Genomic DNA, 14,543 nt, shown 5'->3' on the forward strand with positions numbered 1-14,543 from the left:
AGGATGTGTTCCCAGCCTGAGTAATGACTGATAGCTTACTAATCGTTTTTTGAAGCAAACTTAAAGCAACGAGACACCTCGATGTATCTCGCCAAACAGCAGTGATGGTGAAGTCAGGTTACACTTCGCTGTTTGATTTGGCAGTCTGACGATTCACCAATCGCGTCATCATCCGGATATCCTTACTGGTCAGATTTAAAGCCGCATCCGCCCAGATATTGGCTATTGCTACAAGCTCTTCATAGCTCACGGTGTTACATAAATCTTTAATACGTGACATCGCTTTATAGCTGTTTGGAGATTTTTTGGCGGCTTTAATGTATTTGTATAAAGCCAGCTCACCTTCACCTTTTTCGGCCAGAATATCGATCGCGCCCATTTCATAAAGCTCTTCTGCGGTATATAAAGCACCCGACAAAATCATTTTTTCAGCATTGGCCGCCCCGACTTTTCGGGATAACAATGTATAAGCCCCCATTCCCGGGAACAGATTAAACAACACTTCTGGCAGACCCAACTTCACGCCTCGCTCAGCAATAATAATATTACTCGATAAGGCCGCTTCAAACCCACCTCCCAATGCATCACCCTGGATCAGACTGACGGTGGTCAGGTCACAATCAAAATGGAACATATTGTCGTAGAGGATATCAACACAATGAATGGCATAGGCCAGCAATGCTTCACGGTCACGTTTTTCAATTAGTGAGGTAAACAGGTTTAAATCACCACCCAGATTAAACACACCATCAACACTGGAACCAACGACCAGATAATCATATTTTTCATGATTACTCTGTTGCATCTCAGCTTTTACATTCGCCAGATAATCCGAAAGTTCATTCAGCAAGGTAGGGGTAAAACATGGCCTGGGAGCGGCATTCATCATGAACCAGCCAATCTTATAGGTCGGGTCATAATAGGTATTCAGATGTTGATATTGCTTTCCTTGATTCTGGTCAAGACCAGCCTCGTTCTCATCTCTGAGTTTAACAACAGCGTTCATCATTTTCTCCTTAAAAGGGCTTGGGCTGCCAATCAACAAGTGACTGATATTTGTCACTAAAATGTTTCAATTAAGGATTAGCACGAACTGTGCCGTTAATCACAAAAATTATTCAGCAGATGAAACTATCTGCATCAAGGTTTTTAAATGCGCCACACTGGCCTTGGCATTACCTGTCAGGTTGTAGCCCCCTTCCAGTACCGAAACGAGTCTGCCATCACAGTGCTTTTTGGCAAGTTGCATCATGATCTCCGTCAGTTGGATAAAGCCCTGATCGGAAACTTTATAACATCCCAACAAATCGTCTTCCCGACTATCAAACCCGGCTGATATCAGAATCAAATCGGGGTTAAATTCAGTTACCGCTGGAATCAGTTTTTCTTCGAATGCAGCGATGATTTCTGCATCCCCGGAACCACAGGGCAAATGCACATTTATATTAAAGCCCTTGCCGGAACCAGTGCCGGTTTTCTCTGGTGACCCCGTACCAGGATAAGCTTCGGCGTCATGCGTTGAAAAAAACAATACCGAGGGATCATGATAAAAAGCCCATTCAGTGCCATTTCCATGGTGATAATCCCAGTCCACAATTAAAATTCGTTTTAACTTATAGCGTTTTTGAGCATATCTTGCCGCTATAGCAACATGATTGTAATAGCAGAACCCTTCTTCCTTTCCGGTGTTGGTTGCGTGATGCCCTGGTGGCCTTGAAGCACAAAAAGCATTATCCAGCAAACCTTTACAGACCGCGTCAACCGCTACCAGTACGCCTCCTGTGGCCAACATTGCAGCTTGATGCGCTTCGGGATCGTGACGTTTTATTGACGCTACATGATTGGCTGAATGAATAAGCGATAATTCAGATTCAATATTGCTTTTGGGTTTTAACAATGTGACCTTGGATAGCAGCTCACTGACTTCCAGCTCATCCCGCAAACGCTCATATCTTGCAGGAGACTCTGGGTGTTGGGGCATAATATGATGTTTGGCAAAACCAGGATCCAACACCAGACCCGTCAATGCCGTTTGGCTTATTGCTGAAGTTTTGCTGCTAACGGTACTTAATAAACCGAGTTTTAATAAATCCCTACGCTGCATATCTGATATCCCGAACTGGCTTCAATCTCAGCTATTTTTAGAAAATGATACAACTTCGCTTCACCATACATTCCTACTGCTACTTCTTTTAAAAGCGTTTTTTCTAATACCGGATTTACGACGCTATCATTAATGACATGTAATCATTTCAATTTACTGTGATTTCCAGTTTTCGTACACAATTTATATCGTATTTCTCAGACTCAACGCATCAGGATATGGCTGCAGATAGGCCTGTTTGGCAATATATGCATCTGGATGATTATTGAAATGATGTTTTAATAATGTGATCGGCACTATCAGTGGTAACTCTGCCGTACGGTAACGGTTAATAATGTCGGCAAGTTCCTGCTTCTCAGAGCTTGAGAGCTTTTTCTTTAGATAGCCTTGCAAATGCATTAATACATTTGTATGTGTTTTCCGGGAGGCAATTTTTGATAAAACCGTCATAAGCTCAGTGAAATAACGTTCTGCCAGAGTTTCGATCTCATGATTTCCAGCATCAGCCAGCATCCGTCCAAGTTCAGCATAGTATGTCGGTGAATGAGCCATTAAGGAATATTTATAACGTGAATGAAAGCTGATCAATTTATGGTGGGTTAACCCACTGCGAACCAGTTGCTGCCAGTCATAATAGGCGAACACCCGAGTGATAAAATTTTCGCGTAATAATGGATCATTCAATCTGCCGGATTCTTCCATTGGCATCAATGGATGGGCTTTCTTTAATGCATCAGCATATAACCCTCGTCCTGTTTCAGCCGCCGGATAACCATTATCCTGATACACCTTGACTCGAAACAACCCACAACTCGGTGAGTTTTTCATAAAAATATAACCACATAAATCATTGTGTTCATGGGCTTTTTGCTGGCCAAAAGCCGTCAACTTTTCTGTGTAATTCAAATTATAATCATGCACGGCTACTGCCTGTGGTGCATCCACATCACCAACCAGACGAATGGGTTTGCGAGGAATTCCCATACCAATACCCACTTCAGGACATTCCGCAACAAAATCAAAAAAACGCGACAAACTGTCGGTACATAAACGCATATGTTTATGTCCGCCATCAAATCGCACGGATTCCCCCAGTAAACAGCTACTGATTCCGACTTTAATTCCCATCAATTACTCGTTAAATACTTAATATTTGGTTTTATCTTTACTCAGGGTCTGTCGATGTTTCCCAGCCCTTTGGGTTGTGACTATTTTTCCGCCCTACGGTGTTGGAAATGACTTATGTAGAACAACTACATCGCATCATTTCCGCCTTGTTGGCCGAAAAAAATAGCCTCCAGCAGTGGTGGTTATGAAAAATCAGCAGGCCCTTGGTAAACTTTGCCAGCTGTTATGACTCTATACAAGGAATAATCATAACTATTCAAAGGAATTTATCATGGCGGCTTTTTTAATAACCGGTGCAACAGGACTCATCGGCCAAGCGCTGTGTCAAAGACTTTTAAACAATGGCGAGACTGTTTTTGCATTAAGTCGTAATTGTCAGAAAGCAGCCAAAATACTTGGTTCCCAGGTGCAGTGTTTCGAATCCGTCGATTCAATACCGCTAGATCATCATATCGATGTAGTCATTAATCTGGCCGGTGCACCGATTGTTGATAAACGCTGGACCGATGCCCGTAAGCAAATATTACTGAAAAGCCGGGTCGACTATACACGAGACCTGATAGATAAATTGTCCAAACGCTCCAGCCTCCCCCATAGTTTTATCAGTGGCTCAGCAGTAGGCTGGTATGGAAACCAGGACGATACGATTGTTACCGAAAGTAGGAGTTTCAAACCAGAGTTCAGTCATGAATTATGCGAACAATGGGAACAAGCCGCTTTGTCTGCAGAATCTCTTGGAATCCGGGTCGCTATCGTTCGCACTGGATTAGTAGTGGCACCAAATGGTGGTTTTCTGAGCAAAATGACGCTGCCCTTCAAAATGGGATTGGGTGGACCAATAAGTGACGGCCAGCAATATATGCCATGGATTCATCTCGATGATATCTGTCGGTTATTTTTATTTCTGGCTGAAAATCGTTCGCTTACGGGTGTTTATAATGGCGCAGCTCCTCGACCTGTTACCAATCAGCAATTCAGCAAAGCACTTGCCCAAGCGCTAAACCGTCCGGCTTTCTTTCGAGTGCCGTCCTGTGTTTTGAAAGCATCAATGGGAGAAATGGCTGATTTATTACTGGGCGGGCAACGTGCAATCCCGGAAAAAGCTCAAGCTGCCGGCTTTGAATTTCTCTATACTGATATCCAGAGTGCGCTTAACGACGTACTTAAATCTTCTGACTCAAAATAATAATTATTATGACGCAACGTGCCGTTTTATTAGTAAATCTAGGTTCACCGGATCAGCCTGATACACCCTCCGTAAGGCGCTACTTAAATCAGTTTCTGATGGACCCCTATGTTATTCAACTACCTTGGTTGCTAAGGCGCTTTATTGTCAGTGCCTTTGTTCTGCCTAGCCGCCCAAAAGCCTCTGCTGAAGCTTATCGGAGTGTATGGACCGATACCGGCTCACCGTTGATTGTATTATCTGAAAAATTACATAAAGCTGTTCAACAGCAGGTTGATATGCCGGTAGAGCTGGCTATGCGATATGGAAACCCCAGTATTGAAGCGGGTTTGCTAAAGCTTGCCAGGATTGATGGCGTTAAAGAGATTTTCTTCGTTCCTTTGTATCCGCATTTTGCTGATAGCACCGTAACCACCTGCATTGAAATGGCCAAACAGGTCATCGCCAAGCATAAACTGGATATTGTCTTAACGATCAAACCACCTTTCTATCAGGAAGAAGGTTATATTAATGCATTGGTTGAGCAAACCCGTCCTTATTTGATGGAAGAACATGACCATTTGCTCTTCAGCTATCATGGCCTACCAGAATCGCACATTTTGAAACGTGACCCTAGTGGCCAACATTGTCTGCAACAGGCTGATTGTTGCAATAAACCACATGTGGCTCATGCCACTTGTTACCGACATCAGGTTATGACGACCACAGCTGCTTTTGCCGAAAAGGCCCAACTCAATCCGGACAATTACTCAGTCGCTTTTCAGTCCCGACTGGGCCGAGCCAAATGGCTGGGGCCTAACACTGAAGATCGTTTGATTGAACTGGCACAAAACGGCACAAAAAACGTGCTGGTCATGTGTCCTGCATTTGTGACGGACTGCCTGGAAACGCTTGAAGAAATTGCGATTAGAGCTGAGGAAGTGTTTATCGAGGCAGGTGGTCGTTCATTAAAATTGATACCATGCCTTAACGATGATCCAGTATGGGTTGATCTGTTAGCCCAGTGGTGTGAAACGCCTTAGGGCTTATTAATTTTTCATATCCACCTAGGATCAGACACGTCCAATTAGTGGTTGACGAACAACTGCACTGGTATATTCACCACCCGGACCATAAGCACTCGACTCTGGATCACGTCCTCGAAGAACGGAGATAGCGCGCTGCAGATACTGACGGTTAATACTGACGATGCCGCCATTTACCTGATTTTTTTGCTGGCAGACTTTGGCAACTGCTTTTAGATTTTTTATCAACAGCGTTAACGCCAATGCGTCATCTTCCGTTTGATTATCAATGAACGCTTCAAGGCCTTGTTTACCGGTAGGGAAGCCTGTAGAAATTAATACCGCATCACGTTGACGGCTAAACTGTTCGAGCTTCATGATTAACGGCTGTTTTTTATTGTTGATATCGGTAATGGTCACGATATCCGATAGAGCAAGGGCTTGACGCTCCGCGACTAGTAACTCGGCTAACTGTTTGGCAATATTGAGTTCAGACTGTAAAACGCTGTGCAATTGTTGTCCGGGTGACATAGCCATGGGAGGGTTCCTTTTTTATAGGTTACCCTCAAAATCAATCATGTTCCGTGCCAACTTTTGACTATCAACCTGATAGCTTCCATCTTCAATAGCCGCACGTAAAGCAGCCACTTTTTGTTCATCCACCACAGGCAAAGCGGCAATTTCCTGTTGCAGAGATTGCAGTTGTGTTGCCGTGGTTGTCAGACTGATCTTGTCTGTTGAGCTATTACCACTCGATTTGACCTGATTTGATACGTTTTCTGTACGTTTATCTTCAACATTGACGTTTCGCGTCGAGTTGATTCCACCACCCTGTGTTGGTGGTTTTATATTATTAATATCCGACATAAAAATGTCTCCATATTGGTTCTATAATGTTTATCGGATCGAATTGAAAAAACTTTAATATAATGTGATTCGATCCAGAGTTTTCTTCACATTGTAACGCGTACCACCCCTGGACCATCTACTACACCTTCGACCACTCTCTCTGAGGAGAGGTTTTTCACACGAACGCGATCCCCCAGGCTGGCATCAGACATCGCTGTGCCCTGCATTCTGACTTCCATTGTTCCTGCACTAGCCACCAGGACAATTGACTCACCTCTTTTTACGATATTCAGCGGCCGCAAATGATTTTTCTGAATAACGGTGCCCAAGCCCAGTGAATATTTCGCTTGCTGTCCCACCACAGCGGCAATATTTGCCATATAGCCTTGCCGAAGCTTGCCAATATCATGCTGTTCAATCCGCAAATCCTGTTCTGTTAAAACATGGTTCGCTGAAACGGGCCGGGCAATCACCACCATGGGTCGCATTACTTTGATTTGCAAGGGGATATAAACTGTCCAAGCCACAGGCTCCTGACAACGCACACCCACGGTCACATTACCGGCAGTTGCAATATTCCGATTACTGAATGCTTCCAGCCCTTTTTCACAATGCTGCAAGCGTAACCGTTTATCTAATGGTGTCACACTAACCTGGGGATTGTTAAATCGTGTCTGCGCCTGGGCTAAAGTATAAGTGAATGCGGTGTGCTCCACATCAGCCAAAGATTGTAAATTGTCAGCCTGGGCAGTAAGTGTCAACAAATTGACACTTAACACTAAACATACACTACATAATAATTTATACATCAAAATCCTCCGGCAATATGCACGGCAAATGAACTCACTTTGATGACCTGCAAATTTCATTCCGATAATTACGGTTCAGAAATGAACGTTACTGCCGTTATACTCTTGCAGTAATCAGGAGAAATTTATGGCAAGCATGATCGATGGTATTGACCAACGCACTCAACTAGCCGGTCAGAACCGGTTAGAGCTCTTATTGTTCAAGCTGGGAGGCACCCAGCGTTACGGTATAAATGTATTTAAGGTCCGCGAAGCTATTGCTTGTCCTCCGTTAACGCAAATGCCACATTCACACCCAGTCGTTCGGGGTGCCGCGCGCATCCGTGATAAAACCATCAGTATCTTTGATTTATCTCAGGGTATAGGCAAAAGGCCCGTCGTGAATCCTCATGAGCATTTTGTCATTATCACTGAATATAATCGCAACGTGCAGGGCTTTCTTGTCAGTGAGGTGGATCGCATCGTCAACGTCAGTTGGAAAGATATCTTGCCTCCTCCCAGTGCTTCAGGTTCATCGCATTACATGACTGCAGTCACCAAAATTGACAATGAACTGATCCAGATAATTGACGTGGAAAAAGTCATGTCAGAAGTATTGGGCATTGATGACACGGTTTCAGCTGATTTGGTGACTCGTTTTGCAGAAGCCAATGCTGACCATAAACATCACATTCTTGTGGCAGATGACTCCAGTGTTGCCCGCAATCAGATACGTCGTACCATGGAGCAGATTGGAGTCAGTTGTACCATCGTAAATGATGGCAAACAGGCATTGGATCAATTAAAAGCATGGGCGGCCGAGGGCATTGATGTCAGCAAGCATATCGCTATGTTGATTTCCGATATTGAAATGCCAGAAATGGATGGTTACACCCTTACAACGGCTATCCGCCAAGACCCAAATCTGAAAGATATTCGTATTTTGCTGCATACCTCAATGAGTGGCACCTTTAACAATGCATTAGTTGAAAAGGTTGGCGCCGATAAATTTATTGCCAAATTCGCCCCCGATGATCTCGCAATCACCGTTCAAGCGTTACTGGAAGAATGGCGGGATAAGGATAAGGCCGCAGCAGAGTAAGGTTATACACATATAAAAAAGCCCCGTTTAAGGGGCTTTTTTATGACTTCCAAAATAGCGGCTTACGGACCAAAACCACCGGCAGGCATTGGAATAACCTGATCCTTTTCGGTCACCATATCGGCCTTGGCACGCATCAGGTTGTTGCCAACAAACCCACCCAAGCGATAAACCCAGGGTTCAACTTTGTCATTAATTTCTGCAACTTCCTGCTGTACTTGCTCAGGCGTTTTTAACACATCAAGGCTGGCTATGGCTTCCGGTACTTCAGGCACAGCATCCGGGGCATATTCAGCTTTGAACGTGGAAAAGTAAAAACCATCATTAAACGATGTCTGAGCAATCACCTTTAAGCCATCATAAGTAAGAAATTCTGCTCTAACAATCTCAGCATCACCACGGGAAAAGTCTTCAACTGGCTGTACATCTTCCAAACGCATTTGGAATAATGACCCGGCAATATCATAGCCAAGCTGTTCATAACGAAATACGGTATCTTCACGATCTTCCGGCGTGCCAAATTTATCTTTCTGACCTAAGTTCACTAAGGTTGCAGTATCGCCATTTGGCTGAATGATATCTACTCTGGCAACCCGTTCACGTGCAATGTCCATAATCAGCGCATCAATCCAGTTGAGCATCATCGGACTGAACTGAAAGTACCCCTCAACCAGATAACTGCGCTCCTCATTAACTCGGCGCAGATAGAACTGTTGTGGACCAGAGGTGTTCGCACTTAAATCGCGTGCTTCCCCTAGAACCAGACCGGCCACTTCCTGCTGGTCTTTGAATAATTTAATGACAAATGAACTGCCACCATCTTCTGCACCTTCCACGCCCAATACTGGATACAGCTCAGGATCATCCGTTTTCAGCTCAAGAATTCGGGCATCGGCCAAATCAACCAGCATCCTTCTAACCAAATCTTCATCGGCTGGATAGTTATGATAATCCGCAATGAACCATTGCTTATCATCACGGCTCAGGCTGAATTCATCCTGCTCACTTTTAAATGTGATTTTATCCACATCACTTAGCTGTTCAAATAATTCAGGAAACAGTAATGAAAAGTCATCACTGGTATCTTCGGCTTTATATATGGTGATTAACATCCACACCACCATCACCGCAGTGAGGATGGCGAGGATTGAAAGACTATTAAGTTTTTTCAGCATCTGTAGAACCTGTCTGTTCAGTTTGATACAAGCGTCATTTAACGCATGCAGAATTTACGATTGGAAACGGCCTCGAGTACGCTTACGCACTCTTAACCAGCCGGTAATCAGTGCCAGTATGGCCACCACAATCGGAATCAATCCGATATTGATGAACTTGACCAACGTTTCCAACTGATCGATATCTTTACGCAGGTTACCTTTTACCGCCCGCAATTCTAATTCGGTACGATCGGCAATCGCCCTGAATTCAGCAATTTCTTTCTGTTGCTCTGGCGTCATGATTTCGGCACCAGAACCATTCCGCTCCACCTGCATGCGAGCGATACGCTGACGGGTTTGCTGTAATTTGTTTTCCAGTTCGCGTTCTTTCGCCCGGTAGAGTCTCTCAGCTTCACGTTGTAAAGCTTCGACACGGACAAATGGACGAGTGAAACCAGTACGGGAACGTACACTGATCAGTCCCTCAGCGCCGGTTAACTCTTCGATAGCGTTATGTACAAAGTCGATGTTATTGGAGGTATTAAAGGCTAAATCCTCACCATAGAAATCCTGCATAATGACCCAGAAACGATCATCCAGCATATCCACATCAGCAATTGCAATCACATCAATACCATTTTGGGATTCATTCACATGATCAGGCATTTTCACCATCTTGCCACCATCGGCTTTGACACCATCAGGAAACGCCGAACGCGACTTGCCTTGAATACGAACTGCTAACGGATAGCTGATTGTTCCTTGCTGGTACTTAGTTAATAAAGCCACTGGATCATTACGGAACTGCACCACCCTTTTATCCACCAGCATAGCCTCATCACTGGAACTCAATAGAGGGGTTACTTCAGTAGTCTTGTCATCCAGAATTTTAAAATGACCTGCAGTTGCCACATTGAGCTTACGTAACTTTGAAGTTATACGCTGCTCAGAATTCATGTTTTCCTGGGTCAAAGCATTCCACAAGACATATTCAATCGGCTGATTATTACTTTGTGCCCCAAAATCCACTTCTCGAGCTGTTTTTCTATCCGCAACCACATCAGAAGCATCACGTTCAACGCCCCAAGTAGTCAGCAACTCAGGCATATTTGAGCTACGGTTTGCGACCATTGCTGCCATCGGGTTATCAGGATCTTTCTCCGGTACATCAACTTCAGCATATGGATCCACAAAGGTAATTAATTTTCCACCCTGCAACACATATTGGTCTATGGCATATAAGGTTTGTTCAGGTAATTCCTTGGGATGCACAACCATTAGCAAATCAACTGATGATGGAATACGACGAATGTCCTCCGGTAAGACCGAAACATTAAACATCTCACGCAATTTACCCATTACCGCCCAGGGTTTAGCACCACCTTCGGTATCCAGCTGTCCTTTAAGGGGATCGTAATCTTCCCCATCAATTGGCAATGAACTCATTACTGCCACATTTTTACGCTCTACGTCAGATAGTTGATAAACCATTCTGGTCAGATCGTATTCCAAAACATCTTCCATTTCCGGTTGAAAGAAACGGATACGTTCCAGACCATCCAGAATATTGGTACCGGCTACACCAAAAAATAGTGGATCCGGCTCACCTTCGATGGGAATCGATTGCAGACCATATTGCTTTGCTCGCTGCTCATGATCGGTGAAAGGTTTTGGATTAATAATTTTGACCTGAATCATGCCGTCTGAGGCGCGTTGATATTCCATCAACAGCTCCTGAACGCGTTGAGCATAGGCTTTCAATGATGGCAAAGCCTGAGCTACCTGCTCGGAATAGTAGAACCTTAACGTTATAGGCTGCTGTAACGAAGACAGAATGTTCAGCGTACCTTCCGATAAGGTATACAGTTTGTCTTCAGTCAAATCGACCCGAGCAGATTTAAAATTGCCATTTACCACAATAATAAAGGCAATAAAAAGAATAACGGCCAGAATCAAACCGGTTTTGGATAATAATTGTTTATTCATTGCTGACTGGTGCTCCTAATCGGCTTTACGTGCATTCACTATCAGGGCGTTGGCAAACAACCAGATAGTGATAAGCGCTGCGAAATACAATATGTCACGTAAATCAATTACCCCTTTGGAAATCGCATCAAAGTGGGTCAGAAAACTGAATGAACTGATCGCATCAACCAGAGGTTGTGGAGCCCAGCTACTAAAGAAATCCAACACAATGCCATAGCCCGCCAGCACAAATATCAGGCTGACAATCAAGCTAAGCACAAACGCAATAACCTGATTTTTAGTGGAGGCTGAAACACAGGAACCAATGGCCAGAAAACCACCCGCCATCAGGAAGCTGCCGATAAAACCGGTAAAAATCACGCCGTTATCTGGATTACCCAGATAATTCACCGTGATCCAAAGCGGGAAATTGAGAATTAATGCCAGACCGGTAAACGCCCACGCAGCAAAGAATTTGCCCAGAACAGCCTCAAATACCGACACCGGCAAGGTCATTAACAGCTCAATCGATCCACTTTTACGTTCTTCGGCCCATAAACGCATCGAAATTGCCGGGATCAACAAAATGTATAACCAGGGATGTAAGGAGAAGAAGGGATATAAATCGGCTTCGCCACGAGCAAAGAAATTGCCCACATAAAACGTCGAAAAACCTGCCAGCAACAAAAATATTATAATGAAAACATAGGCAACCGGGGTGGCGAAGTAACCACCGAATTCACGTTTCATGATGAACCAGATATTCAGCACATTCATCATTTAACTCCTGCAGTTCTAGGCAAAGTAATACTGCGGAAAACCTCATCAAGGCGACCGCTCTCAGCATAAAGCGAAGCAATTTCCCAACCCTGTTCACGAATTTTTTCTGACAGGGCGATAGTGATATGAGCGCTGTCTTTTGGGAACACCCGGATACCGTTACCCGCCATCAATAATTCAGTTTCCGCAACAAAATCCAATTCGGCGACATACTGCAACAGTTTGGTGTTATCAATTTCGTTGACCGACAGTACGACCGCATTGTGGTAGCGTGATTTTTGCTCCAATTCGGCAGGCGTTCCATCAAACACAACTTTACCGCTGGCGATCACCACATTACGTGTACACAAAGCATTTACTTCTTCCAGAATATGCGTTGAGATAATAATGGCTTTATCTTCTGCCATTTCATTGATCAGCGTCCGTACTTCATGCTTTTGATTCGGATCTAAACCGTCAGTCGGTTCATCCATAATCAATACGGGTGGGTTATGCAGAATCGCCTGTGCCAGCCCAACCCGACGTTTGTAACCTTTAGACAAGGTTTCAATCGGTTGATACATCACATTCAGGACTCGAGCACGTTCTGCAGCGGAAGCTACTGCACGTTTTTTAGCCGCTCCGGACAATCCACGAATATCAGCAATAAACTTGAGGAAGCTGTCCGGCGTCATATCAGCATAAGCTGGCGCACCTTCAGGTAAATATCCCAGATTCGCTTTTACCGAAATCGGATCCGTTAAAACATCATAACCACAGACTCTGACTGTACCGCGAGTGGGCGCCAGAAAGCCGGTTATCATCTTCATTGTGGTGGATTTACCTGCGCCGTTCGGGCCCAGAAATCCAAGAACTTCGCCTTTACTGACCGAGAATGTCACACCATCCACAGCCCGTATCTCGCCAAAATGCTTGGCCAGATCTTCTATCTCAACTCTGAGTGTCATACTTAAAGCGTCCCCCGCTTCATCAAAAGCATCTTCAAACCGGCCATTATTCAGCTCAATCAGGCCATACGTCAAGCTTAATACCGTAAACTTTTCAGGAAATTATCCCGCACAATAACGGGAAAGCTCTCCCGGCAGGACTTAGGGTCTGTTTATCTTTCAAAAATAGTGACAGCTTTGAAAAATAAACAGACCCTAAACATTTTTTTGCTGTCAAAAATACGCTATGGTGAAATCTGACAATTAATCTTTCTGGATGTTTTATGCCCGCAAACTCTTTTTTTCAGCGCAGTCGTCAGTTATGGTGGAATTTTATTGATTCCTTCCGCGATCCTGACAGCCGTCGGCAGATATCCAAAGCGCTAATGATAGCGATCGCCGTCATTCTGGTTTTTTTTATCGTCATCATGTTGTGGTGGAGTAATCCACCCAGTGCCTTTGATCCTGAGGTAAACGCTCGCGAAATCGCCAGCGAAAAACAACACGATATGGTCACTGGTTACACATCTACCGCCACCTTGATCACTATTGCCAATACCTTGCTTGATAAGCCGGGTGGTTATTTGACCAACGACGTGATGCCCCCATCCGTGTGGATGGATAATATGCCCAATTGGGAGTTCGGTGTGCTGGTGCAGATTCGTGACTACTCACGATCGCTACGTAACGATATTAGTCGCTCACAATCGCAATCTGCAGAAGATAAAGACCTGATCATTGCCGAACCGCAATTTAATTTCAATTCGGATTCATGGCTGTTTCCTCCCACAGAAAGTGAGTATCGAGACGGTATCAAGGCATTGGAAAGCTATCTGGCCCGTCTGGCGGATCCGCAGCGGGACGAAGCACAGTTTTATGCACGTGCCGATAATCTGGCCGCGTGGCTGGGTATGGCTGAAAAACGCCTGGGTAGTCTCTCACAACGGCTCAGCGCCAGTGTAGGACAAGTTCAGATTAATACCGCATTGGCAGGTGATCCTGAGGCCCATCAATCAACCTTGACTTCACCTGAACGAGTCACCAAAACACCATGGTTGGAAATAGATGATGTATTTTATGAAGCCCGCGGTTCAATCTGGGCAATGATTCATCTGCTTAAAGCGGCAGAACATGATTTTGCCGATGTTTTGCAAAAGAAAAACGCGCTAATCAGTCTGCGCCAAATCATTCGTGAACTCGAAGCCACTCAGGCTACTGTCTGGAGCCCGATCATTCTTAATGGTAGTGGTTTTGGCCTGTTTGCCAATCATTCATTGGTTATGGCGTCGTATGTTTCCAGAGCCAATGCCGCAATGATTGATCTACGGCGCTTACTTGAACAAGGTTAACCAGTAACTGTGGGGGGGCTCTTGCAAACAGGTTCCCCCCCATGGCACGGTATTCTGAAAACTCAATAGAGGTGTGTTTGCAGACAGAGGTAAAAAAAGCGCTTTGACAGGCAAAAGCCGCTTTACTCAATGCCTTTATTCACTATAGTCTTATTTAACTGCAGTTCTGCCATGGGCCTGCCCTTACCCCGGATAGAATTCATTA

The 14,543-nt window shown here is 44.6% G+C and carries 14 protein-coding genes; 4 read left to right on the forward strand and 10 right to left on the reverse strand.

The genetic code is table 11. The features are described from left to right. Positions 1 to 118 precede the first annotated feature (118 nt). The 3 genes from B3S93_RS00565 to B3S93_RS00575 all read right to left on the reverse strand — a co-directional run bounded on the left by B3S93_RS00565 (position 119) and on the right by B3S93_RS00575 (position 3,232). A complete protein-coding gene (locus tag B3S93_RS00565) occupies positions 119 to 1,006 on the reverse strand; it encodes a crotonase/enoyl-CoA hydratase family protein (RefSeq protein ID WP_292401145.1) in 888 nt (295 codons plus the stop codon). Between the two features lie 108 nt (positions 1,007 to 1,114). Then, entirely contained in the window at positions 1,115 to 2,104 is a 990-nt protein-coding gene (locus B3S93_RS00570) for a histone deacetylase family protein (RefSeq protein WP_292401147.1), read from the reverse strand. 183 nt (positions 2,105 to 2,287) lie between these two features. Further along, positions 2,288 to 3,232, reverse strand: a complete 945-nt coding sequence (locus B3S93_RS00575; protein WP_292401149.1) for a YbgA family protein — start codon at positions 3,230 to 3,232, stop codon at positions 2,288 to 2,290. A 271-nt stretch (positions 3,233 to 3,503) separates the two neighbouring features. Between B3S93_RS00575 and B3S93_RS00580 the strand changes: the two genes are divergently transcribed. Next, the gene (locus B3S93_RS00580; protein ID WP_292401151.1) at positions 3,504 to 4,418 is read left to right on the forward strand and encodes a TIGR01777 family oxidoreductase; all 915 of its coding nucleotides are present in this window, start codon (positions 3,504 to 3,506) and stop codon (positions 4,416 to 4,418) included. Positions 4,419 to 4,426: 8 nt separating this feature from the next. Continuing rightward, entirely contained in the window at positions 4,427 to 5,440 is a 1,014-nt protein-coding gene (gene hemH, locus B3S93_RS00585; RefSeq protein ID WP_292401154.1) for a ferrochelatase, read from the forward strand. Positions 5,441 to 5,470: 30 nt separating this feature from the next. Here the strand turns inward: hemH and B3S93_RS00590 are convergent, their stop codons facing one another. The 3 genes from B3S93_RS00590 to flgA form a co-directional block, all read right to left on the reverse strand. Then, the gene (locus B3S93_RS00590) at positions 5,471 to 5,959 is read right to left on the reverse strand and encodes a flagella synthesis protein FlgN (protein WP_292356395.1); all 489 of its coding nucleotides are present in this window, start codon (positions 5,957 to 5,959) and stop codon (positions 5,471 to 5,473) included. 15 nt (positions 5,960 to 5,974) lie between these two features. Next, positions 5,975 to 6,289, reverse strand: a complete 315-nt coding sequence (gene flgM / locus B3S93_RS00595) for a flagellar biosynthesis anti-sigma factor FlgM (RefSeq protein WP_292356397.1) — start codon at positions 6,287 to 6,289, stop codon at positions 5,975 to 5,977. An 86-nt stretch (positions 6,290 to 6,375) separates the two neighbouring features. Beyond that, the gene (flgA, locus tag B3S93_RS00600) at positions 6,376 to 7,080 is read right to left on the reverse strand and encodes a flagellar basal body P-ring formation chaperone FlgA (RefSeq protein WP_292356398.1); all 705 of its coding nucleotides are present in this window, start codon (positions 7,078 to 7,080) and stop codon (positions 6,376 to 6,378) included. A gap of 127 nt (positions 7,081 to 7,207) precedes the next feature. On the opposite strand from flgA, the gene B3S93_RS00605 reads away from it, so the two are divergent. Beyond that, the gene (locus tag B3S93_RS00605) at positions 7,208 to 8,161 is read left to right on the forward strand and encodes a chemotaxis protein CheV (protein WP_292356400.1); all 954 of its coding nucleotides are present in this window, start codon (positions 7,208 to 7,210) and stop codon (positions 8,159 to 8,161) included. A gap of 62 nt (positions 8,162 to 8,223) precedes the next feature. Here the strand turns inward: B3S93_RS00605 and B3S93_RS00610 are convergent, their stop codons facing one another. The 4 genes from B3S93_RS00610 to B3S93_RS00625 are packed head-to-tail and all read right to left on the reverse strand — an operon-like array spanning position 8,224 to position 13,010. Continuing rightward, positions 8,224 to 9,336: a DUF4340 domain-containing protein gene (locus B3S93_RS00610; RefSeq protein WP_292401157.1), complete on the reverse strand. Its 1,113-nt coding sequence runs from the start codon at positions 9,334 to 9,336 to the stop codon at positions 8,224 to 8,226. 54 nt (positions 9,337 to 9,390) lie between these two features. Beyond that, positions 9,391 to 11,304 carry a Gldg family protein gene (locus B3S93_RS00615; RefSeq protein ID WP_292401161.1) on the reverse strand — a complete coding sequence of 638 codons (1,914 nt, stop codon included), beginning with the start codon at positions 11,302 to 11,304 and terminating at the stop codon, positions 9,391 to 9,393. 15 nt (positions 11,305 to 11,319) lie between these two features. Continuing rightward, positions 11,320 to 12,060 (reverse strand): ABC transporter permease subunit, encoded by a 741-nt coding sequence (locus B3S93_RS00620; RefSeq protein WP_292356405.1) that lies wholly within the window; start codon positions 12,058 to 12,060, stop codon positions 11,320 to 11,322. Continuing rightward, complete coding sequence (locus B3S93_RS00625) at positions 12,060 to 13,010, reverse strand: ABC transporter ATP-binding protein (RefSeq protein ID WP_292356711.1); 951 nt, start codon at positions 13,008 to 13,010, stop codon at positions 12,060 to 12,062. The genes B3S93_RS00620 and B3S93_RS00625 overlap by 1 nt, the downstream gene beginning before the upstream one ends. Before the next feature lie 263 nt (positions 13,011 to 13,273). Between B3S93_RS00625 and B3S93_RS00630 the strand changes: the two genes are divergently transcribed. Further along, on the forward strand, positions 13,274 to 14,338 hold the full coding sequence (locus tag B3S93_RS00630) for a DUF2333 family protein (protein ID WP_292356407.1): 1,065 nt from the start codon (positions 13,274 to 13,276) through the stop codon (positions 14,336 to 14,338). Positions 14,339 to 14,543: the final 205 nt, after the last annotated feature.

The sequence above is a fragment of the Methylophaga sp. UBA3613 genome, assembly GCF_002375415.1.
In the GTDB taxonomy this organism is placed as follows: domain Bacteria; phylum Pseudomonadota; class Gammaproteobacteria; order Nitrosococcales; family Methylophagaceae; genus Methylophaga.

Coding starts and splice junctions, on each gene's coding strand:
- B3S93_RS00575 (WP_292401149.1), bottom strand. CDS start 3,232: ATGGGAATTAAAGTCGGAATCAGTAGCTGTTTACTGGGGGAATCCGTG.
- B3S93_RS00630 (WP_292356407.1), top strand. CDS start 13,274: ATGCCCGCAAACTCTTTTTTTCAGCGCAGTCGTCAGTTATGGTGGAAT.
- flgM (WP_292356397.1), bottom strand. CDS start 6,289: ATGTCGGATATTAATAATATAAAACCACCAACACAGGGTGGTGGAATC.
- flgA (WP_292356398.1), bottom strand. CDS start 7,080: ATGTATAAATTATTATGTAGTGTATGTTTAGTGTTAAGTGTCAATTTG.
- B3S93_RS00580 (WP_292401151.1), top strand. CDS start 3,504: ATGGCGGCTTTTTTAATAACCGGTGCAACAGGACTCATCGGCCAAGCG.
- B3S93_RS00570 (WP_292401147.1), bottom strand. CDS start 2,104: ATGCAGCGTAGGGATTTATTAAAACTCGGTTTATTAAGTACCGTTAGC.
- B3S93_RS00590 (WP_292356395.1), bottom strand. CDS start 5,959: ATGGCTATGTCACCCGGACAACAATTGCACAGCGTTTTACAGTCTGAA.
- B3S93_RS00610 (WP_292401157.1), bottom strand. CDS start 9,336: ATGCTGAAAAAACTTAATAGTCTTTCAATCCTCGCCATCCTCACTGCG.
- B3S93_RS00615 (WP_292401161.1), bottom strand. CDS start 11,304: ATGAATAAACAATTATTATCCAAAACCGGTTTGATTCTGGCCGTTATT.
- B3S93_RS00605 (WP_292356400.1), top strand. CDS start 7,208: ATGGCAAGCATGATCGATGGTATTGACCAACGCACTCAACTAGCCGGT.
- B3S93_RS00625 (WP_292356711.1), bottom strand. CDS start 13,010: ATGACACTCAGAGTTGAGATAGAAGATCTGGCCAAGCATTTTGGCGAG.
- hemH (WP_292401154.1), top strand. CDS start 4,427: ATGACGCAACGTGCCGTTTTATTAGTAAATCTAGGTTCACCGGATCAG.
- B3S93_RS00620 (WP_292356405.1), bottom strand. CDS start 12,060: ATGAATGTGCTGAATATCTGGTTCATCATGAAACGTGAATTCGGTGGT.
- B3S93_RS00565 (WP_292401145.1), bottom strand. CDS start 1,006: ATGAACGCTGTTGTTAAACTCAGAGATGAGAACGAGGCTGGTCTTGAC.